Source organism: Halapricum salinum (genome assembly GCF_004799665.1).
Classification (GTDB): Archaea; Halobacteriota; Halobacteria; order Halobacteriales; family Haloarculaceae; genus Halapricum; species Halapricum salinum.
On sequence record NZ_CP031310.1, the window covers coordinates 3,417,205 to 3,442,542 of the forward strand.

Here is a 25,338-nt window from a genome sequence, read left to right on the forward strand (position 1 = left end):
GGGCGGAGATTTGATAGGCTGCCCCCTCGAACTCGGAGTGAATGCTTCAGGGAGTCAACGTCGCGCTCGGGGTGACAGGGTCGATCGCCGCCGTGCGAGTCGTGGAGTTCGTCCACGAACTCCGCCGGGAGGGTGCGACCGTCCGGGCCGTCATGTCCGAGTCGTCGACGAACATCGTCCACCCGTGGGCCGTCGAGTTCGCCACCGAGCACGACGTCGTGACCGATCTCACCGGCGCGGTCGAGCACGTCGAGTTGTGTGGCGTCGACGGCTGGGCCGACGTCTTCCTGATCGCGCCCGCGACGGCCAATAGCGTCGGGAAGATGGCTGCGGCGATCGACGACACGCCCGTCACGACCTGCGCGACGACGGCACTGGGCGCTGACGTCCCCGTCGTCGTCGCACCAGCGATGCACGAGCCGATGTACGACCACCCCGGCGTGATCGAATCGATCGAGACGCTCGAATCCTGGGGCGTCGGGTTCGTCGATCCGCGGATCGAAGAGGGCAAGGCCAAGATCGCCACCGACGAGGCCATCGCCACCGGAGTCGCACGCGCTGTCACGGAGCAGTCACTCGCCGGCGAGCACGTCGTCGTCACCAGCGGCGCGACCACCGAGTCGATCGACCCGATCCGGACGCTCTCCAATCGCGCCTCGGGCACGACCGGGCGGGAAGTCGCTCGTGCCTGTCACATTCGCGGGGCAGACGTGACGCTCGTCCACGACGGGCCGGACGTGCCCTATGCAGATGTCGCGTACGTAGAGAGCGCCGCGGGGATGCTGGAAGCCGTCGAAGACGCCGTCGCGGGGGCCGACGCGCTCGTCTCTGCGGCGGCGATCAGCGACTACACCGTCGATACAGCCGAAGAGAAGATCCGGTCCGGTCAGGAATCGCTGACGCTCGAACTCCAACGCGTCCCGAAGCTGATCGATACGATCCGTGCGGACCGTCCCGAGTTACCGATCGTCGGATTCAAGGCAGAGACGTCGGGTGACGACGCGGCGATGATCGAACAGGCGCGGACTCTTCGCGAGCGCGTGGAACTCGCGTTCGTCGTCGCCAACGACGCCAGCGTGATGGGTGAAACAGAGACGCGCGCGCTGCTGGTCGACGGCTCAGGTGATCCACTGGAAGTCTGCGGCGAGAAGACGGCCCTCGGTAGCGCCGTCGCAGAGAAGCTAGCTATGACCCTCGGATAGCGGCATATACTGCCGACATACGCCGAGCGCCCATCTATTTCGACACGGGCGGCCAGTCCATCCCGTAATAGTTATCCACGCGTCGCCATTTGCCCCATATAACAGTCGTATAGCGCGAAAACCGGAGATACAGTTCTGAAATATCGATCGTGACACACCCAACCGCACATCGGCTGCTGGTGCCCGTCGGCGACTCCGTGACGATCCGTGAGACCGTCGCGTACGTCGTTCGACGGGCCAGCGAGGCCCTCGAAGACGGTCAGGCGGTCGAACTACACTTCGTGTCGATCTCGGTCATGGGCGCGACTTCCGAGGAGTCCGGCGAGGACCACGAGCGCCTCAGAGAGTTGATCGACGCGTGGCTCACCGAGGACTTCGGTGAGGAGATCCCTGCCGACGTGACCGTCGAGACGGCCATCGTCGGACAGGATCAGTACCTGTTCAGTCCCGACGACTACGCCAACGTCCTGCTCGAATACGCCTCGAATCACGACCTCGACCGAGTCGTCATGGATCCGGAGTACAACCCGGAGGGGACGATACCCCTGCTCGCACCGATCGAATCGCGTTTGCGTGCGAGTGACCTCGACGTCGAGCAAGCGTCGGTCGAGCGAGAAGCCAGACAGCCCGTGCTCGCCCGCGCAGCCTCGCTCCCGAAGTACCTCGCGATCTTCGCCGTCTCCTTCGGTTTCTATCTCTCGATCGGCTCGCTGGTGCTGTTCGATCTGGTCACCGGTGCGATCACCGCCGGAGTGGTGTCGATCTTTCTGACGCCGGTCGCGTTCCGGCGGAATCCGTCGTTCACACGGGCACTCCGCCAGCTCGTCCGGCTGCCGCTGTACGCGTTCTACTTGCTATGGGAGATCGCCAAGGCCAACGTCGCGATGGCGTACGTCATCCTCCACCCGTCGCTGCCGATCGACCCGAAGATGGTCGAACTCCGAGCGGCGCTGTGGGGCGACGTCCCGATCACGACGCTGGCCAACAGTATCACGCTCACGCCCGGGACGCTCACCGTGACGGTTACCCAGCGGACGTTTCTCGTCCACTCGCTGACGGGGTCCTCGCGAGACGATCTCTCCGCTGGCGGGCTCGAACGCGCAGTCCGATTCGTCTTCTACGGCCGCAGCGGCGCGCGAATCCCGTCGCCGCGCGAGCGTGACGATTACACCGACGAGGTGACGCCGACTGATCCAGACGCGGCGGCCGAACCCGAGACGGAGGTGCAGGCCGGTGGTTGAGCTCGCGACACTGTTGCTCGGTGCAGCCGCGGCGTTCGTCGTCTTCGCGATCGTCGGCCTCTATCGAGTCTACGCCGGGCCCACAGCGCCGGACCGCGTCATCGCGACCAGCGTCGTCGGGACCAACACTGTCATCGTGATCGCGCTACTTGCGGCGGTGCTCGACGAGCCGGTCTACCTCGACATCGCCCTCGTGTATGGCCTGCTGAACTTCCTGCTAGCCATCGCGTTCTCGAAGTTCTCGGTCGAACGGGGTGAGGTCCTGTGACGCCGCTGGAGTGGCTCGCGGTCGTGCTGGCGGCCGGCGGTGTATTCTTCGGGTTCGTGACAGCGGTCGGCCTCGTTCGGCTGCCCGACGTCTACACTCGCTCGCACGCGGCCTCCAAGAGCGACACGCTCGGGTCGGTGCTATCGCTTGCGGCGGTCGCCATCGCGCTGCAGTCGGGCATCGCGACGATCAAGGCATTGCTGTTGTTGTTGTTCCTGTTCCTGACCAGCCCGACGGCCGCCCACGCGGTCACGCGGTCCGCCGAGGATCAGGGAATCGAGCCGTGGACACGCGACTCGGAGGGAGACGAATGACGCGAGCGACAGCCAGTCCGGAGGTGTACCGATGACGGCGACTGTGATCGAGGGCGTCCTGTTAGCGTTCGTGCTGGGCTGTGCGCTCGGTGCGGCCGTCATGAAGGACGTGCTGGCGTCGGTGATCGCCTTCGCGGCGTACAGCCTCGGCGTCTCGGTCATCTGGGTCGTCCTGCAGGCACCGGATGTCGGGCTGACCGAGGCCGCCGTCGGGGCCGGGATCATGACGATCCTGTTCCTGCTGGCGCTGTCGAACACGGTCCGACCCAGCCACGAGCAGTTCTTCGAGTCGATCCGCCTCCGCACGGCGCTCGGCGTCGGGGCGTTCGTCCTCGTGATGGCCGCGACCGTACCGGCGCTGCCGGAGATCGGCAGTTCCGCGCCGGTCTCGACTGGCGTAGTCACAGAATACTACATCGTTAACGCCTACCCCGAGACGCAGGTCCACAACGCTGTGACGGCCGTACTGGCGGCCTACCGCGGATTCGACACGCTGGGTGAGGCGGTCGTCGTCTTCGCAGCGGGCGCGGTGGCACTGGGCGTCCTCAGGCGGGAGGTGTTCGCATGAGCGCCGACGAGGATCAGAGCCGCGAGCGACGGGAGACACCGGGACTCTACGTCGAGAGCACGGTCATCATGACGACGGTGCGGGTCGTCGCGCCGTTCGTCCTCACGTTCGGGCTGTTCATCATGTTCCACGGTGCGGACACACCCGGGGGCGGCTTCCAGGGTGGGGTCGTCGCCGGCGCGGTCGTGATGATGCTGGCATTTGCCTACGGGATCGACGCCACGCGCGACTGGGTGGACGCCCGGCTGATCGCACTGCTCGGCGCGCTCGGCGTGCTGACGTTCGTCGCCGTGGGGCTCGGGTCGATCGCGCTCGGCGGCGTCTTCCTCGAGTACCCGCTGTACCCCATCAAGAAAGCCAGCAAGTACGGGATGGAACTGGTCGAACTCGGGATCGGTGCGATCGTCGCCTCGATCGCCGTCGGCCTGTTCTTCCTGCTCGCGGCCGGCTTCGGCCACGCGATGGACGAACCAGAAGGTGATGAGTCGTGATCGACCTACTACTCACGCGGTACAACTACTACGCCACGATGCTGTTGCTCGGGATCGGCCTGTACATGCTCGTCGAGAGCGAGAACCTCGTCAAGAAGGTCATCGGGATGAACATCTTCCAGACCGGGATCTTCCTGTTTTTCATCTCGCTGGCCTACGTCGACGGGGCCTCGGCGCCGATCGTCGACAAGGGGTCCGAGGTCGGCCAGCACGTCAGCCCGCTGCCGCACGTCCTGATCCTGACGGCCATCGTCGTCGGGGTCGCGCTGACTGCGGTCGCGCTGGCGCTGGTCATCCGGATCTACGCGGAGTACGGTACGCTCAACGAAACGACGATCAAGGAGCTGGACCATGATTGAACACGCGCCAGTCCTGCTGGTCGTCGTCCCGATCGTCGCGGCGTCGCTGCCGATCGTCGCGAGCATCGTGACCGACCGTGCCGGTTGGCCGATCGCCGTGCTCGGGCTCGCCGTCCACACCGGGCTCGCGGGCTGGCTGCTCGTCCACGTCCACACCGAGGGCGTCGTCTCGACGGTGCTGGCCGGGTTCGAGGCCCCCTACGGGATCGAACTCTACGTCGACGGGCTGTCGGCGGTCGTGGTCGCACTCGTCGGCGTCACGTCGTTCGGATTGCTGGCGTACGCCCGGAAAGCACAGCCGCGCTCGAACGCCTTCTACGCGCAGTACCTGCTGCTCGTCGCAGGTCTGACGGGGATGACCGTTACCGGCGACGTGTTCAACCTTTACGTCTTCCTCGAGATCACAGGACTAGCGGCCTACGGACTGGTCGCGACGGGTCGGAAGGGGAGTTCGGCTGTCGCCGCGCTCAAGTACCTCCTGCTGGGGACGATCGGCGCGTCGCTGTACCTGCTGGGCGTGGGCTACCTGCTCGCGGCGACCGGGACGCTGAACATGGAGGATCTGGCCGAGAAGATCCCCGAAATGGCGGGCTATGACTCGACATTGATCGTGACGGCCTTCGGCCTGATCGTCGGCGGGCTCGCGGTCAAGGTCGCGCTGTTCCCGGTCCACACCTGGCAGCCCGACGCCTACTCGCGCTCCCCTGATACGGTGAGCGCGCTCATCTCCGCACTCGTCTCGACGGTCTCGGCCTACGCGCTGGCTCGACTGCTCCTGTCGGTCTTTACCGTCGAGTTCCTCGCGGAGGTCCAACTCGCTCAGTGGGGCCTCCTGGCGGTCGCGTCGATCTCGATCGTCGCCGGGAGCGCACTCGCCGTCTCCCAGTCCGACGTGCAACGGATGCTCGCCTACTCGTCCGTGTCGCAGTTCGGGCTGGTCGTCGCCGGCTTCGCCATCGCGACGCCGCTGGCGGTCGTCGGGGCGACCGTCCACCTGATCGGCCACGCGATCATGAAGGGCGGCCTGTTCGCCGCGACCGGGATCGTCCGCCGGAAGACCGGCGCGACCACCGTCTCCGAATACGCCGGCCTCGGCAGCCGCGTGCCGCTGGGCGCGGGCGGGTTCGCCGTGCTGGCAGTCGCGATGGTCGGCGTTCCGCCGGCGGTCGGCTTCGTCGGCAAGTGGTACATCGTGATCGGAGCGGTCGAGGCCGAGATCTGGCCCGTCGTCGCCGTCGTGCTGGCCTCAACGCTGTTGACGCTGGCGTACTTCGCCCGCCTGATCGAGCGCCTGTACTTCGCCGAGGGCGAACCGATCGAAACGGCGACCGAGTCCGAACAGCCGCTGGCCGACGGCAGCGGTGAGGTCTCGTTCGGCATGAAGGCCGTCGTCGTCGCCGCTGCGGTGCTCACGGTCGCACTGGCGGCCGCCGTACCGATCTACGAACCGACGTTGACCGAGACGCTTCCACAACTACTCTAACAATGACGGATATCAGACCACTTCTGGCGATACTCGTGTCGGCGGTAGCGATCCCGTTGATCCTCGCGTTGCGCTCGCGGCCTAACCTCCGAGAAGGCGTGACGCTGGTCGTCGCGCTGGCGAAGTTCGCCATCGTGGCGAGTCTCGTTCCGGGCGTGCTCGAGGGCGAGGAGTACGTCTTCTCGTTCGGTGAGTTCGCCGCCGGGATCGAATTCGCCTTCCGGGCCGACGCGCTCGGCGTCCTTTTCGCCTCTCTTGCGAGCCTCCTGTGGATCGTCACGAGTCTCTACAGCATCGGCTACATGCGCGGGCTGGACGAGCACGCCCAGACGCGCTACTTCGCGTCGTTCGCGGCCAGCCTCGCGACGGTGATGGGCGTCGCGTTCGCGTCAAATCTTCTGACGCTGTTCGTCTTCTACGAACTCCTGACCGTGGCGACCTACCCGCTGGTCACCCACGACGAGACCGACGAAGCCCGCGCCGCCGGCCGGAAGTACCTCGCGTACACCTTCGGCGGCGGCATCGCGGTGCTGGGCGGCACGGCACTCGTCTTCTGGCTGACCGGCGGGCTGGCGGGCGGGACCACCTCCTTCGCCCACGGCGGAATCGACGGCCTGGCCACTGCTGATCCACTCTGGGCTCGGGCAGCGTTCGTCCTGTTGGCCGGCGGCTTCGGCGTCAAAGCGGGGCTGATGCCGGTCCACTCCTGGCTGCCGGACGCGATGGTCGCGCCGACGCCCGTCTCCGGACTGTTGCACGCCGTCGCGGTCGTGAAAAGCGGCGTCTTCGGTGTCGCTCGCGTCGTCCTCGACGTCTACGGGACCGATGGCGTCGCCGAGATCGGGATGGGGCTGCCCCTGGCGGCCATCGCGGCGTTCACGCTCGTGGCCGCGAGTATCATCGCGTTGCGCCAGGACAACCTCAAGCGTCGGCTGGCGTTCTCGACGGTCAGTCAGCTCTCCTACATCGTGCTCGGCCTCGCCCTGCTGGAGGGCAACGCCCTGATCGGCGGGCTGTTGCACATCCCCGCCCACGCCTTCATGAAGCTCACGCTGTTCTTCTGTGCGGGTGCGATCCACGTCGAGACCCACACCGACGACATTTCGGATATGGCCGGGATCGGCAGACGCATGCCACTGACGATGGCCGCCTTCGCGGTCGCAGCGGCCGGAATGGCCGGAATTCCGCTCGTGGCCGGGTTCGTCAGCAAGTGGTATCTCGTGATCGGCGCGCTGGAGGCCGAGGGGCTGATCTTCGCCGCGGCATTGCTCGCCTCGGGCGTCCTGAATATCGCGTACTTCTGGCCGATCGTCTACCAGGCCTTCTTCGAGTCACCCGAGGGCCACGACGAGAAACCGCTCGTCTCCGGGCCGCTGGGCGGACGCTTCGCGTCTGGTGACGACAGTCCAGCCCGAGCCGACGGCGGCGTCGAGGAAGGTGACGTCCCCGAAGACGATGACGTCCCCGACCCGTCCCACGTCGACCACCTCGGGAAGTTCCACGAGGATCACGAACATCACGGCGGGCCGCCTGAAGACGGCTGGGACGATAGCGGCTGGCGCGGTGGTGAGAGCACCTGGTTCATGCTCGGGCCGATCATGGCGACCGCGACCGGGTCGCTCCTGCTTGGCATCGTCCCGTCGACGGCCGTCTTCCTCCAGATCGTGACTCGCGTCGTCGAGAATCTACCGGGGGTGGTGCTCTGATGTCCTGGTTGACGACTGTGCCGCCCGCTGTCGTCTTGCTCGCGGTTGCCGTCGCCGTCGCGAAACTCCCGCGGAAGATCGGCCACGCGCTCGGCGCGCTCGCCTCGGCGGGTGCGCTCGCGTGGGCCATCGTCGTCCCCGATGGAACCTACCTCACCGACCTCCAGTTCCTCGGGTTCAAGACGGCGCTGTTGCACGTCGACGACTTCTCGCGACTGATGGGCCTCATCTTCGGGCTAATCGCGACCGTCGCAGTCGTCTATTCGTACTACACCGAGGCCGAGCCGATCCAGACCGGCTTCGCGCTGTCGTACGTCGCAACAAGCTTCGGCGCGGTCTTCGCGGGCGACTGGCTCACGCTCCTCTTTTTCTGGGAGCTGATGGCTGTCACCTCGACGCTGCTGGTGTGGCACTACGGCGGGAAAGCCGTCCGGGCGGGCTACCGCTATGCCTTGCTGCACGGACTCGGCGGGACCCTGCTGATGGCCGGCATTCTGGGCCACTACGTCGAGGTCGGCACGTTCCTGTTCGCCGTGGCTGGCGGTCCCGAGACCGCAGGCATTACCGCTGGGCTCCCGCAGGCGCTCGCCGCAGTCGGAATCGGCGTCAACGTCGGGTTCGTCGGCCTGCACGCCTGGCTGCCCGACACTTACCCGCGCCCGCACATCGCCGCCAGCGTCTTCCTCTGTGTGTTCACCACGAAGACCGGCGTCTACGGGATGTACCGGGCGTTCCCGAACGGCCACGAGGCCATCGCCTACATGGGCGGTGCGATGGCGGTCTTCGGCGTGATCTTCGCGTTGTTGCAGAACGATATGCGCCGACTACTCTCCTACCACATCCAGTCCCAGGTCGGATACATGATCGCCGGCGTCGGAATCGGCGGCGCGCTCGCCCAGTCCGGCGCGTTCGCACACGTCTTCAACCACATCCTCTACAAGAGCCTCCTGTTCATGACCGCCGGGATGGTCATCTACCGCACCGGCGAGGAGGACCTGAAGAAACTCGGCGGCCTCGCCCGGAAGATGCCCGTTACGACTGTGGCCTTTACTGTGGCGGCGCTGTCGATCGCCGGCTTCCCCGGGTTCAACGGGTTCGTCAGCAAGGGGATCGTCATCTCGGCGAGTCACTACACCTTCGAGAAGGGGCCGTTGGCGTTCGGTGACTTCACCACCCTCGAATGGATGCTCCTGCTCGGTGGTATCGGGACGTTCATGTCGTTCATCAAGTTCGGCTACTACGCCTTCTTCCACGGCAGCTACGACGGCGAGGTGAAACGCGCGGGCTACGGCACCTCGGCGGCGATGGGGCTCGTGGCGGTGCTGTGTGTCGTCTACGGGCTGTTCGACAGCACGCTGTTCGCGATCCTTCCCTTCGACGTCACCAGCAAGGCTGTCGTCGAAAAGGCGTACACGACCTACACCGTCGACCACCTCGTCGAGGGCGTTGCCCTGGCCGTGATCGGGCTGGTCGGCTTCTTCGCGACGAAGAAACCCCTCTCGAAGCTCGGCCGGGTCCCCGACGTCGATCGCCTGTACAATCCCCTGGTATTCTACGGGACGCGAGCCGTCGTCGTCGGCGTGACCGAACTGTACGCGGCCGTCGATAGAGTAGTGGTCGCCGCAGCGTCGACGACCGTGTGGACCGTCAAACAGCCACGTGAGGCCATCGCGGCGGTCGGCGCCAGTGATGAAGAGCCCCTGTCGCTCCGCGCAGGGATCGGAACGAGTGTCCTCGTCCTCGCAGTCGTCGTCGCCGTCGGACTGGTCGTAATGCTGTGATCGGCTGGAACTCCATTCAGGAGACTTGGCCCGTCAAATAATTGTCTCTTCGGGAGACGGCACCGTTTTCAAATTTGCTAATCGGGGACTACCCTTTATATTCGATGACGACGACTGTTCGATAGAACACGCGAACGGCGGGGCCGACGGCAGGGCCACCACCCGAAGTGGCGGGCCCGCGTCGCGTGGACTACCACCCCCAACTATGAAAGTACGCGAACTCTTCGCAGACGACGACGCAGTCAGTCCAGTTATCGGCGTGATCCTGATGGTCGCTATCACGGTCATCCTCGCGGCCGTGATCGCCACGTTCGTCCTCGGACTGGGTGAATCGGTCAGCGAGACCGCACCGCAAGCGAACTTTGCGACCGACTACAGCGCTGGTGACACGACAAGTACGTCCTTCGGGCAGTCCGGTTCACCGGACGGTTCGTTGGCGATTACCCACACTAGCGGCGATTCAGTTCAGGCTCAGAACCTGTACGTGACTGGTGGTATCGGTGATCGATTCTCCTGGACAGACGCCAGTGCGTACGGTTCTGGTAGCGAGATCGATGCCGGTGATTCCGTTGATTACCTAGTCAACTCCGACGACACGGTTCGCGTTCTCTGGTCGGACGGCTCCGGCGGGAGCTCCGCAGAGCTGAAGAAGTGGACCGGCCCGGACGCCTGATCTGACCACTCACTTTTCGATTTCGCGATTGCCCAGGAGTGGCTACGCGACCGAATTTCGCTTATTTTTGATTCGATATAGTTAGTTTCGGGCCGTTCAGCCGGTGATGCAGATATAAAGATAAATGTCGTGTCTCGATGAACCTTCGACCACCGTCACGGAGTTCACGATGACACTACAGAATCGAACGTGCGTCGTCACGGGCGCATCACGCGGGATCGGGGCAGAGATCGCCAAAGAACTGGCAGACTACGGCGCGAACGTCGTCGTCAACTATCGTTCTTCAGAAACCCAGGCAGCCGATGTTGCGGCCCACGTCGACGAGGAGACGCCCGGCGAAGCCATCACGGTCCAGGCCGACGTCAGCGAACCCGAAGACGTCGACGCGATGGTCGAGCAGACCCACGAGGCGTTCGGGCCGGCCGACGTGCTGGTCAACAACGCCGGGATCACGCTGGACGGTCGCTTCGAGAACATCGACCGCGACAAATGGGAGACGGTCATCGACGTCAATCTCACTGGAGTCTACAACTGTACGGACGCCTTCTACGACGACATCAAAGCCAGCGACCAGGGCCGGATCGTCAACATGTCCTCGATCGTCGGCGAGGCCGGCAACTTCGGCCAGGCCAACTACGCCGCCAGCAAGGCCGGCGTCATCGGCTTCACGAAGACGCTCGCGCGCGAACTCGCACCGAAAGGGTCGACGGCCAACTGCGTCGCACCGGGGTTCATCGAGACGGACATGCTCGCGGACGTCCCCGAGAAGATCCGCGAGGGAATCCTCGAAGACGTCCCGCTCGATCGCTTCGGCGAGCCAGAGGAGATCGCAGACGCGGTTCGGTTCCTCGCCAGCGGTGACTCAAGTTATATGACTGGCCAGACCCTCAGTGTGAACGGAGGGAAACATCTCTAATGTCACCGCCACATATCGCCGGGGTCGGCATGACCAAATTCGGGAAAGTACCCGAACGCACTGGTCGCGACCTCTTTGCTGAAGCCGGCAGTACCGCTATCGAGGACGCCGGGATCGACCGTGACGACATCGACGCGCTGTACGTCGGGAACTTCATGGGCGAACTCTCGGAGAATCAGGGCCATATGGGCCCGCTGATGGCCAAGGCCATCGGGCTGGACGTCCCCGCGACACGGGTCGAGAGCGCCTGTGCCTCGGGCGGGATGGCCGTCCGCCAGGGCGTCAGGGACGTTCGCAACGGCGAAGCAGACGTGGTTCTCGTCTCCGGGGTCGAACGCATGCACAACATGGGCACCGCCGGAGCGACCGGTGGGCTCTCCGTGGCCGCAGACGACCTCTGGGAAATTCGGCAGGGAATCACCTTCCCCGGCGCCTACGCGCTGATGGCCCAGCGCTACTTCGCGGTCCACGGCGGCGACAAGGAAGACCTCGCACACGTCGCGGTGAAGAACCACGCTAACGCCGCGAACAACCCGCTCGCGCAGTACCAGTCCGAGATCTCCGTCGAGAAAGTGCTGGAGGCCCCGCCCGTCGCGATGCCGATGGGGCTGTTCGACTCCTCGCCGATCACCGACGGCGCGGCCGCCGCGCTGCTGGTCAGCGAGGACTACGCCGAAGAGCACGATCTGGACGCGCCCGTCGCCATCACCGGAACCGGCCAGGGCACGGACAACCTCGCGCTGGCCGAACGCGACTCGCTGGTCTGGACGCCCGCTACCCGCGACGCCGGCCAGGAAGCCTACGACGACGCCGGGATCTCGACCGACGACGTCGACTTCCTGGAAGTCCACGACTGCTTCACCATCGCCGAGGTTCTGGCGCTCGAAGGCCTGGGCTTCTACGAGGAAGGCGAGGGAATCACCGCCGCGCGCGAGGGCGAGACGACCGCCGACGGTGACCTGCCCGTGAACCTCTCGGGCGGGCTGAAGGCGAAGGGCCACCCCGTCGGTGCGACGGGCGTCGCCCAGCTCACCGAGATGACCAAGCTGTTCCGCGGCGACCACGTCAACAGCGACGCAGTCGAGGACGCGAGCGTCGGCCTGACCCACAACGCGGGTGGCACGGTCGCGTCTGCCGTGGTCCACGTTCTGGAGGTGGCAGAATGAGCGACGAAATCACCAACGACGGGTACGATCAGGCGATCGAAGCGATCGGTGCGGGCGAACCGTACGCGCTCGAATGTCCGAACGGGCATCACTCGATGCCGCCGCGCCGAGTCTGTCCCGAGTGTGGCGAGTCGGAACTGGAGGAGGTCGACATCCCCACCTCGGGCGAGTTGCTGACCTACAACGTCACGCACGTCCCGACACCGGACTTCGCCGACGACGTCCCGTTCGTCCTCGGCATCGCCGAGTTCGGCGGCGTTCGGCTGACGGGTCGTGTCCAGGCAGACGCGGACGAGGTCGAAGTCGGCATCCCGGTCGAACTCGGGCTGGGCGAATCCGAGACGACCGAGCGTCCGCTGATCACGTTCGATCTGGCGTAGATCGTCGACTTTCCTCGATATTTTCGCGTGTTAGTCCCGACCCTAACAACTATACTGTGAGGGTACATCCTCCCAAACACGGATGGGTGGTGACGTCACAGTCGTCCGCGACGAGACGAGCGCCTACGACGACGACACGGTCGCCAGCGTTCGAGTGCTGTCGGTTCCCACCTCCGAACAGTACCCCCAAGGCGTCAAATACGCCTTTCACTACGGCAAAGCCGGAGCGGAAGACCCAGTCGTTCGATTCGACAACCACCACGGCCCCCACGAACTCCACCTCGGCTCGGAGACGTACGAGATCGAGTATCCAGGTTTGGAGATGCTCTACGAGGCGTGGCGGGCCGCGTTACCTCCAGAGAAACGAATCGACTGGTAACCACGAAAGGAGGAGTCTCACATGAGCCAGACCCTGCACGTTCAAATTGGTACGCGCCCAGATCGAAGCGATCTGAAGGAAACGCTTGCGTCGATCGACGACGGAGAAACCGTCGAGCCGGAGCCGTCACGGCTCGTCGTCGAGAGTCTGGAGACGTTCGGGCGAGTCTTTCGGGCGACAAACCTCGAATTGCTCGAAGCTATCGCCGAACACGAGCCCGACAGTATCCGCGAACTCGCGCGGCTCGTCGACCGACATCCGCCCGAAGTGTCCGAGAACGTAAGTGAACTCGAAGACTACGGACTCGTCAGGATCGACGACCACGGCCGATCGAAACGGCCGCGCGTCTGGTACGACGAGATCGAGATCTCCGGCGACGTCCCGCTCCGAAATCTCGGAGACAGCAGTGACGCCACCGCTACGCCGTGAGATTAGAAAAACTCCCGTAGACACACCGTCGTCGTCGGGAATAGCGTTTGCAGCCGTTTTCTGATCTCTTCAGAAGTGTCGAGCCTATCCCCGCGAACCGCGTCGACGTCTCGATAGCCGACCTCCAGCTGTGAGAGCGTTCCGACGGCGACGGTCGCGTCCGGTTCGGCGGACGTCTGCTCGCACGTCCCGCTCCCGTCGCTGACCGAGAGTTCGTAGCGTCCGTCGACGGCCGAGAGCGGATCGCTGACCTCGAAGACTACGCTCGTATCGACGTCGTCCGGGTACGGGCAGGCTTCGAGCGCGAGCGGGACGTCACTCATGCGAATCATCGGCCCGGCACGGATCGAACACTCGACATCGCTCGGATCGTCGACTGAATCGAGCAGCGTCGTCTCCTGGACGAGCGTGATTTTCACCGACGCGACCTGCGAGTCGTGCGTGCCGAGCAGACCCAGGAGGTGCTGACGGGCTTCGTGGTCGGCCGCCGAGAAGTCCGACACTTTGAGCCGGCGACCCTCGTCCCCGCTCTCGAAGGAGTAGACGACGTAGCCCTGGATCTCACCGTCCCGTCGCCAGGCGTAGGCCCACGGCGTGTCGTCGCCGTGATCGAACGTCCGTTTTCGCCACCAGTCCTCGCCGCGCTTGCGCGAGAGGGTCGTCCTCTCGCCGTGGGCGCGCTGGGTCCGTTCGAGACGCTCCCAGTCGTCCGGGCCGACCTGCTCGAATGACCCGCTGTCGGTCCGACCGGCCGCAGCGAGCTGCTCGGGCGAGGTCTCGTAGTCAGTGAATTTGTTCGCAATATCCCAGCCGAACTGTCGGTAGAAGTCGTGGGAGAACGGCCAGAGTGCGGCCAGTCCGATCCCGCGCTCGCGACACTCCTCCAGAAGTGATCGGCAGAGCAGGCGGACGTTCCCGCCGCGGCGGTGTTCGGGTGGCGAGGAGACGGCTGCGACGCCGCCGAGCGTGACCCACTCGCCCCGGAGGCGGGCGTCGAACTCGTAGAGCGCGCCGGTCGCGAGCAGTCGCCCTGCCTCGCCGTAGACGCCGTAGCGGTCGGCAATCCGGTCGGGAATCTCACTGTCGGGTCCCGGTGGCCCCTCCTCGGGATAGAACGCGTAGTCGATGAGGCGGCGATAGCGTTCGAGATCCGTGTCGGGGACCCGTCGAACGGTCGGCATGTCGGAACGCTCGTGGCGAGACTACAAGGGGATTCCGCCGAAGAGCAAAACGATCGCCCCGCCGATCATCGGCACGGCGGTCGCCACCCACACCGGCTGGCTCCAGTTCATGACTTTCTTGCCGTCGAGCGGGCCGAACGGGATCATGTTGAAGCCCGCGAGGAGTGCGTTGATGATCACGCCGAGCCAGCCGACCGTCGCGACGATCTCGCCGGCAGCACCGCCAGCGAGCCAGAGCACGCCGAAGACGCCGACCAGCCCGACGTTCGTCACGGGACCGGCCAGTGCGATCAGGCCCTGCTCGCGTTTCGTGACGAACCCGCGGTGGTAGACTGCGCCGGGAGCGGCGAAGAGGAAGCCGGCGAGACCGGCCATCACGGCGAGGAATAGCATGTTGTAGTCGGCGCGGAACTCCGCGACCTGGCCGTAGTGGATCGCGACCACCTTGTGGGCGAGTTCGTGCAGCAGGAAGCCGACGCCGGCGGTCGCCATACTGATCGCGAAGCCGGCGGCGAGGACGTTCAGGGCGGCGTCCGCTCGCACGCCCGCCAGGAGTGTACGGATCTCGGGATTGTAGTAGAAGGCCGTGAAGGCGACGCCCAGAGCGACCCAGGCGATACCCAGGTCCTTGAGTTCGCGCTGGCTGAAGCGAATGTCCATCACGTGATCACGTCCCAGACGATCCGGGCACCGTTCTCGACGCCTTCGAGCATCAGATCGACGATGCCGGCGACGCCGCCGACCTCCGCGGACATGTACGGCAACACGACGAACACGAAGCCGTAGCTGGCGATCATGCTCCCGATGTTGGTCATCGCGACGATAGCGATCAATCTGAAGAGGGGGACGTCAGTGAGTCGGGTGTAGAGTTCACCCAGGGGCGCTTCCTCGTCGCTGATGATCTCGTTGAGTTTCGAGATGTCGCCGATGTTGACGTCGATGTATCGCAATTCGACGTAGCCGGCGAACCAGCCCGGCGCCAGCAGCGGGTTGACGCTGGTCAACCAGGCGATCCCGCCACCGACGAGCGCGGAGGGCCAGTGGGCGCCGGCGAGTTTTGCCAGCGCGGCCGCGGCGATTCCGTTGACGAGGAACCACGCGACGAACAGCCGAAGGACCCACCCCTCCTGTGCGCCGCCGAGCAACAGCAGCGCAAAAAAGACAGCAAAACCGAGCGTGAAGAGATACCCGAAGGCCTTGTACAGCGAGAAGCGCTTCTGCTTCAGTTCGCCCGTGAGCGACTCCATCGGCGGGAGCGTCTCGGGGTCGTCGAGATAGCCCTGGATCCCCTCGCGGTGGCCGGCCCCGACGACGGCGACGACGTCGTAGCCCGCGTTCCGCAGCGCGACCAGCCGGTGGGCGATGAAGGCGTCGCGTTCGTCGATCAGGGCTTCGGCCCCGCCGGGGGAGAACTGGCGGAACTCCTCCATCATCGCCGAGACGACGTCCGTGTCGGTCAGTTCCTCGATGTCGAACTCCTCGTACTCCGTATCGCTGTCGAGCGCGCGATCGAGCAAGAGTGCGATCGGCAGCCCGACCGCGAGCGTGATCGCACCGGCGACGAGCGCGCCGTCGAGGACGGTCACGAGCGTCCCACCCAGAAGGGGAATCGCGTCGGCCATCCCGGACGTAAGCAGGAGCGGGCCGGCGACCAGTTCCGCGCCGATGGCGACGAACAGCCCCAGTGAGAAGCCGATCATGAGTCCGGCACCGAGCGTGCCGACCATCCCCGCGAGCAGCCCGCCGAACATGGTGAACTTCTCGCGTTTCGAGAGGCGTCGCCAGAACCGCTGGATCGTCGTCTGGATGTCTCGATCGACCAGCGCGACGCCGAGATCGTACTTCTCGGCAGTCTCGACAGCCGCCATCATGTCCGCGCCGGGCTTGATGTCGAAGCGCTCGCCCATCCGCGTCTGGACGTAACTCAGCATCCAGTAGGCCAGAAACTGAAAGACGGTGTTGCCGTGCAGGAGGTCGCTCGCTTCGAGGTCGTCAGGCGTGTCGCCTTTCATCTGCCGGTAGCGCCCCTCGTCGAGTTCGACCGCGACGATATCGGGCCGTCGCTCGGAGATGGTCTCCTCGACCTCTGAGACGCTCTCCGGAGAGATATGGGCCGTCCCGACCAGCTCGACGTTCCCCTCTCCCGAGGGTGGATCGACCTCCGGCACGGACCCGTCGGACGCGGGCGTGGCCGCGTTCGTGGACTCGGACGGCTCGTCCGGGGCCGCCGCCGAGTCACCGTGGTCGCTCATTACCTCAGTTAGCGGGCCAGGGTTTCTTACGACTGTCGGAAACGCTGGACGAGCGCGCTCGCCCGCTCGCCGGAGCCCTCACTCGCGCGGGACTGCGATGTTCTGCATGTGGCTGCCACAGGTCGGGCATGTCGCAGACGACCCCTCCCCGGCAGTGATTCGCTTGCCACAGGCGAGACATTCGTATCGTGATTCACTTGGCGTGTACGGATCTGCCCTCGTCATAGTATATACAGAGCACTCGTCCAAAAATAACGCTTTCGTAGAAGCGATTGGCCACTCATTGAGGAGATATTAAGAATTAATAGTTATTCCAATCTCGCAGAGATGACGAACGTCTCGCGGCGATCCTGGGCGCGTTCGACGTCGAAGCCGGCCGCTTCGAAGGCGTTCGCGGCGGCCTCGGCGTCGAATCGCTCCTCGAGGGGTGGGCCGCGTTCGCCCGCACCGTCGGCGGTCCAGTCTGCGATACCGACGCGAGCGCCGGGTCGACAGACGCGGGCCAGTTCGGAGAGTGCGGCGTCGCTCGCGAACTCGTGATAGGTCATCGTCGAGACGACCCCATCGAGACCGTCGTCGTCGAACGGGAGATCGGCGACTTCGGCGGTGACGAGGTCGACGGTTTCGGGGACGCCTTGTTCGCGGTAGTGTTCGTGCATCGCTTGTTGGACGTCGACGGCGTAGAGGTGCCCGGCGTATGGGGCGATTTCGTCGGTGTAGAAGCCGGTTCCGCTACCGAGATCGGCGACAATCGAGTCGGGTGTAGGGTCGAACAGAGCGAGGAGTTCGTCGACGGAGACGTACTTGAATCGGGTCGGATCTTCCAGTCGATTGGCTCGGTCGCTGTCGAAGGTATGAAAGCCCATATCCCGTCTTAGTGTGGTGGCGACAAATACCACCCGACCCGAGAACTTCAAGAGCCAGGGCCGCCATCCCTGGGGTATGGCGACGATCGTACCTCCGCGGGCGCGGACGTGTGAGCGGTGCGGGCGCGAAGACACCTGGGACGACGAGCGCGAGACCTGGGCCATCCGGGAAGCCGACGGCGAGAAGCTCGCCGGCGATCCACACTGTCTCCACGAGTGGGACATCAACGGCGCGTACAACCCCTTCGAGGCGTAGCCGACACGTTCATTTCTTCGGGCGGCGGCCTGTCGAGCATGCCGACGGTCTACATCACTGCCCCGCCCGACGCGGCCGGGGAGCTTTCCCGGACGCTCGTCGAAGAGCGACTGGCCGCGTGTGTCAACCGCGTCGACTGTGCGTCGACCTACTGGTGGGACGGCGAAGTCCACGACGACGAGGAAGTGATCCTGCTGGCGAAGACGACCGCAGATCGCTACGAGGTGTTGGTCGAACGCGTCGAATCGCTTCATCCCTACGACGTCCCGTGCATCGAGCGCTTCGACGAGGACGACGTGCTCGACGCCTTCGCGGAGTGGCGCGAACAGAGCGTCTCGGAGTGACGAGACAGAAAAACGGACAGTCCGTGAGGCCGGAGGAGCGGTATGGACTACGAGACGCCGCAGTTCTACCGGGTGATGCAGTATGCTGCCCAGGCGGACCGTGACGTCGTCGACATGGTCAGCGGCAGCCCTGACTGGGACCCGCCCGCCACGTTGCGTGACGGTCTTCGTGCGTATGCGGACGCGCCCGCCGACGACTACCAGTACCCGCCCAGCGTCGGCCTGCGCCCGCTCCGAGAAGAGATCGCCCGCCGCCGCGGGGTGCCGGTCGAGCAGATCATCATCACCAACGGCGCGGGCGAGGCCAACCACCTCGCGATGGCCGGCGGCTTCGAGGCGTTTGGGGGAACCGAGATTCTGCTCGCGGATCCGGTGTATCCCTACTACGCCGGCCGTGCGAACTTCCTGGGTGCGGCAACGCGCTACGTCGCCGCCGAGACCGACGGCCAACTCGATCCGACGGCCCTGCGGAAGGCAGCCAGCGAGGAGACGAGTGTGATCGTCGTGAACTCCCCCAACAATCCCACGGGGGCGGTCTATCCCGAGTCCGCGATACGGGAGTTCGTGGCGATTGCAGAGGACTGTGGGGCGCTGCTCGTGAGCGACGAAGTCTACGATCACTTCGACTACTCGGGTGAGTTTGCGAGCGCCCTCGACGTCGACTCCGAGCAGCGGATCGTCACCGACGCCTTCTCGAAGACCATGGCCGTGACGGGGTTGCGTGTGGGGTACGCCATCATCACGGACGACGACCTTCGGGATCGGGCGCGAACCAGACACATGCTGACGACCGTGACTGGGAGTCGACCCGCTCAGTACGCCGTTGCCCACGCCCTGGAGGCGACGCCGCCGAGTTACTACTCGGGCGTCCGCGAGCGCGTTCGCGGGCGGATCGACCGCCTGACAGACGCGCTCGATTCGATCGGGGCGGAGTACACTGATCCAGACGGCGGCTTCTACGTCATGGCTCGATTTCCCGAGTTCGGTGGCGGGTTCGACGACGTGTACGAGTTGATCGACGCGGCCGGCGTGGCGGGGATGCCCGGCGCGGCCTTCGGTGAGTCATTCGAAGATTGGATTCGATTTTCGGTGTGTACGGACCGCGTCGAGACGGCTGCCGCGAGGCTGGAGGCCTATTTCGAGTGAGGCGGCGATGTTCGCCGATTGGTGGGCGTTGAAGTCGATCGGGTCCTGAAGGCGGGTGATGGAGTTCGATACCCTCACTACGGCTGTCGCGTTCGTCGCACTGATCGCCGTCGGCGTCGGCGGGACCTCGATGACGCCGATGACACTGGAGACGACGCTGATGATGGTCGCGCCCTCCGCGGTCATCTTCGGTGGGATCGTGTTGTTCCTGGGTGTCAAGCACGGCGAATGGCGTGCTCGAAACGTCTAGGCAAGTCTTCAGCACGGTCACTAGAAACTGCTACCGCAGCAATCCACTTCTCGAAAGCCCTCACCACGCTTGCGGTTTCTGAGTGGCATATCCTCACTTCGTTCGGATAGTGGCCACTCAGAAACGCTCCTCCGGCGCAAGTGTGGTTCGCCCTTTCATCCACCAGGGGACGGCGTAGCGAGCGCGATAAAACGCGCTCGCGATTACAATCCACCACTCCTCCCCGATCACTCGTCGTTCGACGAGTGACACGCTTCCTGACCGCCCCGAAGTGGCCGGGAGCGAGTGCCACGACAATAGTCGTGGTCGAAGCGACCCGGGGAAGGGCAGGCCTGCTGTGCGGTCAGTACAAGCATACGGCGCGAGCTTTGCGAGCGCCGTTTCACCGGACGCGAAGCCGGAGGCTGAGCGTCCGGGTCGTTTTCCCCATGTTTTTCTGACTAGTGCGAGAGCGAAGCTCTCGCATACCATGCGAACGGGCCTACGGCCCGTGAGCAGAGAGTGGTTCCCGCAGTGAGCGAAGCGAACGAGGAAACCCGAGGGAGGAAAAAGTGGTGGTGGAAGGGCAGGCTTGCCGTGCGGTCGCAGTACGGTAGTGGCCTGGTGGATGAAAGGGCGAGACTCGGTGGCGCTGAAAGAGCGTCGCTGAGCGACCACTATCCGAACGCAGTGAGGATATGTCGCTCAGCGGCCGCCAGCGAGTCGAGGGCTTTCCTGCGTTGTTCGCGGTGCAGTCTCTTATCCCTAGCCAGCGAGTCGAGGGCGTTCGAGAGCCGACCACTGGCCCGAACCAGAGTATGAAGTGAGATTCCGTAGGTTCAAAAGCGACGACGACCCAACCCAGACTACCCAATGGCCGACCCCGACTGGGAGCCCTACTTCGGCTTCGACGAGCCCTACGAGAGCCAGAGCGACGCCATCGAGGCAGCCATCGACGTCGCACAGCGACAGGGCTACCTGGCGATGGAAGGCCCCTGCGGGACCGGCAAGACGATGGCCGCGCTCACCGCCGCGGCGACCCTGCTCCGGGAGGGCGACCACTACGAGAACGTCGTCGTCGTGACGCCCGTCAAACAGCAACTCCAGCAGTTCGTCGACGACCTCCGAACGCTGAACGCCGGCTTGCAGGAACCACTCTCCGGGATCTCGCTCGTCGGCAAGCGCGACCTCTGCCCGTACGGCCGCGAAGACGTCTTCCCCCCGGATCGCAGCGTCCACGACCGCTGTGAGGACCTCCGGGAGAACACGGCTCACCTGATCGAGAGCGACGGCGAAGGGGGCAGTGAACCTCCGGCTGCAGAGGGTGCAGTCGGCGGCGCGACAGACGAGATCTGGTGGGATCCCGAAGTGGCGAGCGAACTCGCCAAAGCTGCTCGTGCGGACGCCACAGGTCAGCAAGCACTTGGCGACGCCCTCGCGACAGCCGGAGCCACCTCACCCTACCGGAAGAGCCAGCCGACCGCGCCCGAGGACATCGGGGGCGACGACCCACCCCTCTATTGCCCGTTCGAGGCCGACTGGTACGCCCGGAACAAGGCCTCGCCCGTCGACTTCACCGCTGGCGAGCAGTGTGTCGTCACCGCTGAAGACTATCTCCCCGCCGCGACGGACCGCGGGACGTGCCCGCATCGTGCGATGAGCACCCTGCTCTCGCATGCCGAGGTCGTGATCGGCAACTACAACCACCTGTTCGATCCCGACTCGCGCGCGCTGCTCGCGGACGTCCTCGACGAGCGAACCTTCGTCATCGTCGACGAGGCCCACAGATTAGAGGGGCGCGTCCGTGATCTCCTCTCGGACAGGGTCGGCCGGCAGACGCTCGTCCAGGCCAGAAACGACTGCCACCAGCTCCTTCAGCGCGCCCGCCAGACCGACGACCACCACGCGCAGGTCGAGGCCCGGCTCACCAGCCACGAGGTGAACCTCGACGCGGTCGAGCAGGCCCGCGATTTCTACGACGACGTGATTCGGTGGCTCGACGACCGCGTCGAACGCGCACTCGACGAGGAGGCGGGACGCGACTGGCGCGCGAATCCCGACAGCCTCCCCGAGCACGACATCGAAATCCCGCTCCGAGACCCCGAGACCGTCGAGACCGACGAACTGACCGAGTGGGCCACCGATCGCGACTACACCGGCTCACTCTGGCGGACCCTCCCGAAAGTCGGCGCGGCAGTCGAGGATACGATGGACCAGCTCGGGATCGCCCGCCAGCCCGTCTGTGCCGCCGTTGGCGTCGTGATGTCCCGGTGGTGGGAGCGCGATCACGCCACCAAGTTGCGAGAGATCGAACTCGAACACAGCCCGACCGAGGACCAGCGCGTCGAGGGGTGGCAACGCGAGTACACCGCGGGACTGGTCCTGTTCGACTGCATGCCACGGGAGGCGCTACGCGAGATATTCGACGCGCTCGGCGGCGGCATGCTGATGAGCGCGACGCTCTCGCCGCTGTCAGTATTTACCCAGGTGGCGGGTCTGGACGGGCTTCGGACTGGCGAAGGGGCAGACGACGACACACAGGACCCCGGACGCCCGGTCGAGTCCAGGTCCTATCCCTTGCGATTCCCAGAATCGAACCGTGCGAGCTGGATCGTCGACGCCAGCCCCTACACCGCGCGAAACCGCGGCGACCCGACCCAGAACGAGACCGAGTGGACCAAGACTCGCGACGAGTACGCCCACGTCCTCAGAACTGTGGCGCGCAGCCCGGGCAACGTCCTGATCGCGATGCCGAACTACCGCGAGGCCGCCTGGGCCGGCGAATACCTCCAGGACGTGGTCGACAAGCCCGTGCTCGTCGACGAGAGTACGGGCAACGAGGCGACCGAGGCGCTCAAACAGCGCTTTTTCGACGGCGAGGGCAAGGTGATCGTCACGAGTACGCGCGGCACCCTGACGGAGGGCGTCGACTACGACGGCGCGAAGCTCTCGACGGCCGCCGTGATCGGAATCCCGCTCGTGAACGTCGGCTCGCCGCGCGTCCGGGCGGTCCGACGGGCCTACGGCGACGCCTTCGGCGAGGACAAGGCCTTCGAGTACGCCCTGACCGTGCCCGCAGTCCGAAGAGCCCGCCAGGCGATCGGGCGCGTGATTCGTGGCACAGATGAAGTCGGTGTCAGGGTGCTCGCGGGCCGACGCTTCTCCGAGGGTGTGCGCCACAGCGTCCACGGCTTTCTCTCGCCGGCCGAACAGGAGGAGTTCGTGCGGATGACGCCCGATTTCCTCTCGGGGAAGATCGAGCGGTTCTGGGCCGATCGGTGAGATCGAGCAGTTCAGAGTCGAGCGACGAGATCGAACAGCTCGGAGCCAAACAATAGGTGAAACCGGCGTTTGAGTCTTCGCGAATACTTAGATACTGGACGACGCAGGAGCGTGTATGCGAGACGTGAAACTGGGGGCAATCGTCGCTGTCGCGTTGCTCGTCGGCTCGGCGGTGGGGGCCGGCGTCGCGACGGTGGGATTGTCCGACGACGGAGCGAAGACGAACAGTGTCGACGGGCCGACGACCTCGGACGACGGGCCATCAGATGGACCGGATATGGCCGAACGTGGCGTCGAGACCTTCGATAGTGCCAGCGATTTTCAGTCCTACGTCAGGAACGGCCAGCAGTCACGATCAGGCGGCCTCTGGGGAACGATCGGGCCACGAGTCGATCTGGCAGTGGAGACGACGACTTTTCAGGCCGACGCGGCTCGGGTCAGCGAGAGCGGGGGCTCAGACACGGTGGACCGCCACTCCTCGACGAACGTCCAGGAACAGGGGATCGACGAACCGGACCGGCTCAAGACGACCGGCGAGTTGATGTACTACGCCGACCGGCCGATCTATCGCGTCCAGCCGTTTCTCGAACGACGTGACGACGCCGATCGACGCTGGCAGCCACCAGGATCGACCCATATCATCGACTCCAGTGAGCCCGCCGCACCGCAGCAGATCGCCGGGATCAACCAGAGCGGAAACCTCCTGCTGTCGAACGACTCGCTGGTCGTCTTCCAGGGAAGTCGACTCGTCGGCTACGACGTGAGCGACGCCGAGAATCCCGAGCGAATCTGGACCCGGACGATCAACGGCAGCGTCGAGACCGCGCGGCTCGTCGACGGCCGGATCTACCTCGTGACGAGTTCGTCAGTTTCTGCCGGGAGTCCGTGCCCGGTCGTCCCGCTGAGCGGGCCCGGTGGTCGGATCGACTGCACGTCGATCTACCACCCGCGCCAGCAGATCCCCGTCGACGTGACCTATACCGCCTACACGCTCGATCCGAGCGACGGCGCAGTCCAGGATAGCGTCAGCGTCGTGGGCACGCAGGATCGCTCGGCGATTTACATGTCCGATAACGCGCTCTACATCACCTACACCCAGCGGACACCGCGAGGCGAGCTGCTGGGCGACGCCATCCTCTCGGCACAGATCGACGCGCCCGACTGGGTCGAGAATCGAGTTCGCGAGGTTCGGTCGTACAACCTCTCGGCGCGAGCGACCCAGATCGAGATCGAGGCGGCCATCAACCAGTGGCTGCAGGGCGTCCCCGAAGACGAACGCGAGCAACTCCGCGATGACTACCAGAAGGGATTGGAGTCCTACGTCCAGAATCATCGCCGCACTCTCACGACGACCGGAATCGCCCGGATCGGCGTCGGTGACGGCCTCTCGGTCGAGGCCACTGGACAGGTTCCCGGCGAGCCGCTGAACCAGTTCTCGATGGACGAACACAACGGCAGCCTGCGGATCGCGACGACGATTCCACGCCAGTTCGGTACGAAGAGCGTCAACGACCTCTATACGCTTGAGGCTGACTCGCTGGACCGACAAGGTTCAGTGCAGGGCATGGGCGTCGACCAGCGCGTCTATTCGGTGCGCTACGTCGGTGACACTGCGTACGTCGTCACGTTCCGCCAGATCGATCCGTTCCACGTGATCGATCTCTCCGACCCGAGCGACCCCGAAGAGCTGGGCGAACTCGAACTCCCGGGATACTCCTCGTATCTCCACCCGATCGACGAGGATCACGTCCTCGGGATCGGGGAGGAAGACGGCCGCGTCAAGGCGACACTGTTCGACGTGACTGACAAGAGCACCCCCACGATCGACGACACCTACTATCCCGGAGCGGGCTGGTCGTCCATCGCCGAATCGCACCACGCGTTCCTCATCGACCGCAAACACGAGGTGTTCTTCCTGCCCGGGAACGACCACGGCTACGTGGTCGACTACACCGACAGCGAACTCACCGAGCAGACGCAGGTCGAGATCGGGGGCCAGCCCCAGCGCGCAGCCTACGTCGACGACTACCTCTACGTCTTCAGCGACCGCGAACTGGTCGTGATGGACGAGACCGACTGGTCACGAGAGACCTCGCTGGACCTCGATTCTGAATAGCCCGGCGCCGAATGTTGTCGCCCGTCGACCACCGACACAATCTTTCCGCCATCAGAAGACATATACGGCGCTCTGAGAGTGTGTTAGTCGATGCCATCCTGTCAGAACTGCGGCGAGTTCGTCACTGAGGCGTACGTCCGGGTATTCACACCCGAAGAGAGCGCAGGAGAGGGGCCACGGGTCTGTCCCTACTGTGAAGACAAGCTGCGGGACGGCGCAGACGTCCGCGAGGCACGGTCGTCGCGAAGCTGAAGACGTCCGGGATATGCGGTCGTCGCGAAGCTGGGTTTCTGGGGGATCGACGGGTACA

At 65.0% G+C, this 25,338-nt stretch carries 28 protein-coding genes; 23 read left to right on the forward strand and 5 right to left on the reverse strand.

The genetic code is table 11. The features are described 5' to 3' along the window. The first annotated feature begins 41 nt into the window (after window positions 1–41). The 16 genes from coaBC (at window position 42) to DV733_RS16865 (ending at window position 13,356) form a co-directional block, all read left to right on the forward strand. Window positions 42–1,202: a bifunctional phosphopantothenoylcysteine decarboxylase/phosphopantothenate--cysteine ligase CoaBC gene (gene coaBC, locus DV733_RS16790; RefSeq protein ID WP_049993118.1), complete on the forward strand. Its 1,161-nt coding sequence runs from the start codon at window positions 42–44 to the stop codon at window positions 1,200–1,202. 149 nt (window positions 1,203–1,351) lie between these two features. After that, on the forward strand, window positions 1,352–2,443 hold the full coding sequence (locus DV733_RS16795; RefSeq protein WP_079979382.1) for a monovalent cation/H+ antiporter subunit E: 1,092 nt from the start codon (window positions 1,352–1,354) through the stop codon (window positions 2,441–2,443). Next, the gene (locus DV733_RS16800) at window positions 2,436–2,711 is read left to right on the forward strand and encodes a cation:proton antiporter (protein ID WP_049993119.1); all 276 of its coding nucleotides are present in this window, start codon (window positions 2,436–2,438) and stop codon (window positions 2,709–2,711) included. Before DV733_RS16795 ends, DV733_RS16800 begins: the two co-directional genes overlap by 8 nt. After that, the gene (gene mnhG / locus DV733_RS16805) at window positions 2,708–3,025 is read left to right on the forward strand and encodes a monovalent cation/H(+) antiporter subunit G (RefSeq protein ID WP_049993120.1); all 318 of its coding nucleotides are present in this window, start codon (window positions 2,708–2,710) and stop codon (window positions 3,023–3,025) included. The genes DV733_RS16800 and mnhG overlap by 4 nt, the downstream gene beginning before the upstream one ends. A 31-nt stretch (window positions 3,026–3,056) precedes the next feature. Next, the gene (locus DV733_RS16810) at window positions 3,057–3,593 is read left to right on the forward strand and encodes a DUF4040 domain-containing protein (RefSeq protein WP_049993121.1); all 537 of its coding nucleotides are present in this window, start codon (window positions 3,057–3,059) and stop codon (window positions 3,591–3,593) included. After that, window positions 3,590–4,084, forward strand: a complete 495-nt coding sequence (locus DV733_RS16815) for a Na(+)/H(+) antiporter subunit B (RefSeq protein WP_049993122.1) — start codon at window positions 3,590–3,592, stop codon at window positions 4,082–4,084. Before DV733_RS16810 ends, DV733_RS16815 begins: the two co-directional genes overlap by 4 nt. Beyond that, window positions 4,081–4,443, forward strand: a complete 363-nt coding sequence (locus DV733_RS16820) for a cation:proton antiporter subunit C (RefSeq protein ID WP_049993123.1) — start codon at window positions 4,081–4,083, stop codon at window positions 4,441–4,443. The genes DV733_RS16815 and DV733_RS16820 overlap by 4 nt, the downstream gene beginning before the upstream one ends. Further along, window positions 4,436–5,926 carry a monovalent cation/H+ antiporter subunit D family protein gene (locus DV733_RS16825; protein ID WP_049993124.1) on the forward strand — a complete coding sequence of 497 codons (1,491 nt, stop codon included), beginning with the start codon at window positions 4,436–4,438 and terminating at the stop codon, window positions 5,924–5,926. Before DV733_RS16820 ends, DV733_RS16825 begins: the two co-directional genes overlap by 8 nt. Window positions 5,927–5,928: 2 nt before the next feature. Beyond that, window positions 5,929–7,632 (forward strand): cation:proton antiporter, encoded by a 1,704-nt coding sequence (locus tag DV733_RS16830; RefSeq protein WP_049993125.1) that lies wholly within the window; start codon window positions 5,929–5,931, stop codon window positions 7,630–7,632. Beyond that, window positions 7,632–9,413, forward strand: a complete 1,782-nt coding sequence (locus DV733_RS16835; RefSeq protein ID WP_049993126.1) for a Na(+)/H(+) antiporter subunit D — start codon at window positions 7,632–7,634, stop codon at window positions 9,411–9,413. Before DV733_RS16830 ends, DV733_RS16835 begins: the two co-directional genes overlap by 1 nt. Before the next feature lie 205 nt (window positions 9,414–9,618). Further along, on the forward strand, window positions 9,619–10,086 hold the full coding sequence (locus DV733_RS16840) for a type IV pilin (protein WP_049993127.1): 468 nt from the start codon (window positions 9,619–9,621) through the stop codon (window positions 10,084–10,086). A gap of 169 nt (window positions 10,087–10,255) precedes the next feature. Beyond that, window positions 10,256–11,002, forward strand: coding sequence for a 3-oxoacyl-[acyl-carrier-protein] reductase (fabG, locus tag DV733_RS16845; protein ID WP_049994284.1), 747 nt, complete (start codon window positions 10,256–10,258; stop codon window positions 11,000–11,002). Further along, window positions 11,002–12,168: a thiolase domain-containing protein gene (locus DV733_RS16850; RefSeq protein ID WP_049993128.1), complete on the forward strand. Its 1,167-nt coding sequence runs from the start codon at window positions 11,002–11,004 to the stop codon at window positions 12,166–12,168. Before fabG ends, DV733_RS16850 begins: the two co-directional genes overlap by 1 nt. After that, the gene (locus DV733_RS16855; RefSeq protein ID WP_049993129.1) at window positions 12,165–12,548 is read left to right on the forward strand and encodes a Zn-ribbon domain-containing OB-fold protein; all 384 of its coding nucleotides are present in this window, start codon (window positions 12,165–12,167) and stop codon (window positions 12,546–12,548) included. Before DV733_RS16850 ends, DV733_RS16855 begins: the two co-directional genes overlap by 4 nt. Before the next feature lie 82 nt (window positions 12,549–12,630). Continuing rightward, window positions 12,631–12,927, forward strand: coding sequence for a toxin-antitoxin system TumE family protein (locus tag DV733_RS16860; RefSeq protein WP_049993130.1), 297 nt, complete (start codon window positions 12,631–12,633; stop codon window positions 12,925–12,927). 21 nt (window positions 12,928–12,948) lie between these two features. After that, the gene (locus tag DV733_RS16865) at window positions 12,949–13,356 is read left to right on the forward strand and encodes an HVO_A0114 family putative DNA-binding protein (protein ID WP_049993131.1); all 408 of its coding nucleotides are present in this window, start codon (window positions 12,949–12,951) and stop codon (window positions 13,354–13,356) included. Window positions 13,357–13,358: 2 nt separating this feature from the next. Here DV733_RS16865 and DV733_RS16870 read toward each other — a convergent pair whose 3' ends face one another. The 5 genes from DV733_RS16870 to DV733_RS16890 all read right to left on the reverse strand — a co-directional run bounded on the left by DV733_RS16870 (window position 13,359) and on the right by DV733_RS16890 (window position 17,655). Beyond that, window positions 13,359–14,537 (reverse strand): GNAT family N-acetyltransferase, encoded by a 1,179-nt coding sequence (locus tag DV733_RS16870; RefSeq protein WP_049993132.1) that lies wholly within the window; start codon window positions 14,535–14,537, stop codon window positions 13,359–13,361. A gap of 21 nt (window positions 14,538–14,558) precedes the next feature. Next, window positions 14,559–15,197 carry a zinc metalloprotease gene (locus DV733_RS16875; protein WP_049993133.1) on the reverse strand — a complete coding sequence of 213 codons (639 nt, stop codon included), beginning with the start codon at window positions 15,195–15,197 and terminating at the stop codon, window positions 14,559–14,561. Next, window positions 15,197–16,789, reverse strand: coding sequence for a TraB/GumN family protein (locus DV733_RS16880; protein WP_079979383.1), 1,593 nt, complete (start codon window positions 16,787–16,789; stop codon window positions 15,197–15,199). Before DV733_RS16880 ends, DV733_RS16875 begins: the two co-directional genes overlap by 1 nt. 78 nt (window positions 16,790–16,867) lie before the next feature. Continuing rightward, a complete protein-coding gene (locus DV733_RS16885) occupies window positions 16,868–17,014 on the reverse strand; it encodes a rubrerythrin-like domain-containing protein (RefSeq protein WP_136342373.1) in 147 nt (48 codons plus the stop codon). Between the two features lie 83 nt (window positions 17,015–17,097). Then, window positions 17,098–17,655, reverse strand: coding sequence for a class I SAM-dependent methyltransferase (locus DV733_RS16890; RefSeq protein WP_049993134.1), 558 nt, complete (start codon window positions 17,653–17,655; stop codon window positions 17,098–17,100). A 76-nt stretch (window positions 17,656–17,731) separates the two neighbouring features. Between DV733_RS16890 and DV733_RS16895 the strand changes: the two genes are divergently transcribed. From DV733_RS16895 to DV733_RS17430, 7 genes are all read left to right on the forward strand, one after another. Further along, window positions 17,732–17,911 (forward strand): HEWD family protein, encoded by a 180-nt coding sequence (locus tag DV733_RS16895; RefSeq protein ID WP_049993135.1) that lies wholly within the window; start codon window positions 17,732–17,734, stop codon window positions 17,909–17,911. 38 nt (window positions 17,912–17,949) lie between these two features. After that, the gene (gene cutA / locus DV733_RS16900; protein ID WP_049993136.1) at window positions 17,950–18,255 is read left to right on the forward strand and encodes a divalent-cation tolerance protein CutA; all 306 of its coding nucleotides are present in this window, start codon (window positions 17,950–17,952) and stop codon (window positions 18,253–18,255) included. Between the two features lie 42 nt (window positions 18,256–18,297). Continuing rightward, the gene (locus tag DV733_RS16905; protein WP_049993137.1) at window positions 18,298–19,401 is read left to right on the forward strand and encodes a pyridoxal phosphate-dependent aminotransferase; all 1,104 of its coding nucleotides are present in this window, start codon (window positions 18,298–18,300) and stop codon (window positions 19,399–19,401) included. Between the two features lie 58 nt (window positions 19,402–19,459). After that, on the forward strand, window positions 19,460–19,651 hold the full coding sequence (locus tag DV733_RS16910; RefSeq protein WP_049993138.1) for a DUF7333 family protein: 192 nt from the start codon (window positions 19,460–19,462) through the stop codon (window positions 19,649–19,651). Between the two features lie 852 nt (window positions 19,652–20,503). Further along, on the forward strand, window positions 20,504–22,912 hold the full coding sequence (locus DV733_RS16915) for an ATP-dependent DNA helicase (protein WP_049993139.1): 2,409 nt from the start codon (window positions 20,504–20,506) through the stop codon (window positions 22,910–22,912). Window positions 22,913–23,027: 115 nt separating this feature from the next. Beyond that, window positions 23,028–25,028 (forward strand): beta-propeller domain-containing protein, encoded by a 2,001-nt coding sequence (locus DV733_RS16920; RefSeq protein ID WP_049993140.1) that lies wholly within the window; start codon window positions 23,028–23,030, stop codon window positions 25,026–25,028. A 90-nt stretch (window positions 25,029–25,118) separates the two neighbouring features. After that, a complete protein-coding gene (locus tag DV733_RS17430; RefSeq protein ID WP_170178718.1) occupies window positions 25,119–25,280 on the forward strand; it encodes a DUF7563 family protein in 162 nt (53 codons plus the stop codon). The last annotated feature ends 58 nt before the right edge of the window (window positions 25,281–25,338 follow it).

Bases quoted from the DNA above. Each gene is read 5' to 3' on its own strand.
- DV733_RS16910 (WP_049993138.1), top strand. From the start codon at position 19,460: ATGGAGTTCGATACCCTCACTACGGCTGTCGCGTTCGTCGCACTGATC.
- DV733_RS16855 (WP_049993129.1), top strand. From the start codon at position 12,165: ATGAGCGACGAAATCACCAACGACGGGTACGATCAGGCGATCGAAGCG.
- fabG (WP_049994284.1), top strand. From the start codon at position 10,256: ATGACACTACAGAATCGAACGTGCGTCGTCACGGGCGCATCACGCGGG.
- DV733_RS16815 (WP_049993122.1), top strand. From the start codon at position 3,590: ATGAGCGCCGACGAGGATCAGAGCCGCGAGCGACGGGAGACACCGGGA.
- DV733_RS16870 (WP_049993132.1), bottom strand. From the start codon at position 14,537: ATGCCGACCGTTCGACGGGTCCCCGACACGGATCTCGAACGCTATCGC.
- DV733_RS16830 (WP_049993125.1), top strand. From the start codon at position 5,929: ATGACGGATATCAGACCACTTCTGGCGATACTCGTGTCGGCGGTAGCG.
- DV733_RS16915 (WP_049993139.1), top strand. From the start codon at position 20,504: ATGGCCGACCCCGACTGGGAGCCCTACTTCGGCTTCGACGAGCCCTAC.
- coaBC (WP_049993118.1), top strand. From the start codon at position 42: ATGCTTCAGGGAGTCAACGTCGCGCTCGGGGTGACAGGGTCGATCGCC.
- DV733_RS16920 (WP_049993140.1), top strand. From the start codon at position 23,028: ATGCGAGACGTGAAACTGGGGGCAATCGTCGCTGTCGCGTTGCTCGTC.
- DV733_RS16835 (WP_049993126.1), top strand. From the start codon at position 7,632: ATGTCCTGGTTGACGACTGTGCCGCCCGCTGTCGTCTTGCTCGCGGTT.
- DV733_RS16840 (WP_049993127.1), top strand. From the start codon at position 9,619: ATGAAAGTACGCGAACTCTTCGCAGACGACGACGCAGTCAGTCCAGTT.
- DV733_RS16875 (WP_049993133.1), bottom strand. From the start codon at position 15,197: ATGGACATTCGCTTCAGCCAGCGCGAACTCAAGGACCTGGGTATCGCC.
- DV733_RS16905 (WP_049993137.1), top strand. From the start codon at position 18,298: ATGGACTACGAGACGCCGCAGTTCTACCGGGTGATGCAGTATGCTGCC.
- DV733_RS17430 (WP_170178718.1), top strand. From the start codon at position 25,119: ATGCCATCCTGTCAGAACTGCGGCGAGTTCGTCACTGAGGCGTACGTC.
- DV733_RS16885 (WP_136342373.1), bottom strand. From the start codon at position 17,014: ATGACGAGGGCAGATCCGTACACGCCAAGTGAATCACGATACGAATGT.
- DV733_RS16895 (WP_049993135.1), top strand. From the start codon at position 17,732: ATGGCGACGATCGTACCTCCGCGGGCGCGGACGTGTGAGCGGTGCGGG.
- cutA (WP_049993136.1), top strand. From the start codon at position 17,950: ATGCCGACGGTCTACATCACTGCCCCGCCCGACGCGGCCGGGGAGCTT.
- DV733_RS16810 (WP_049993121.1), top strand. From the start codon at position 3,057: ATGACGGCGACTGTGATCGAGGGCGTCCTGTTAGCGTTCGTGCTGGGC.
- DV733_RS16850 (WP_049993128.1), top strand. From the start codon at position 11,002: ATGTCACCGCCACATATCGCCGGGGTCGGCATGACCAAATTCGGGAAA.
- DV733_RS16880 (WP_079979383.1), bottom strand. From the start codon at position 16,789: ATGAGCGACCACGGTGACTCGGCGGCGGCCCCGGACGAGCCGTCCGAG.
- DV733_RS16825 (WP_049993124.1), top strand. From the start codon at position 4,436: ATGATTGAACACGCGCCAGTCCTGCTGGTCGTCGTCCCGATCGTCGCG.
- DV733_RS16865 (WP_049993131.1), top strand. From the start codon at position 12,949: ATGAGCCAGACCCTGCACGTTCAAATTGGTACGCGCCCAGATCGAAGC.
- DV733_RS16890 (WP_049993134.1), bottom strand. From the start codon at position 17,655: ATGGGCTTTCATACCTTCGACAGCGACCGAGCCAATCGACTGGAAGAT.
- DV733_RS16860 (WP_049993130.1), top strand. From the start codon at position 12,631: ATGGGTGGTGACGTCACAGTCGTCCGCGACGAGACGAGCGCCTACGAC.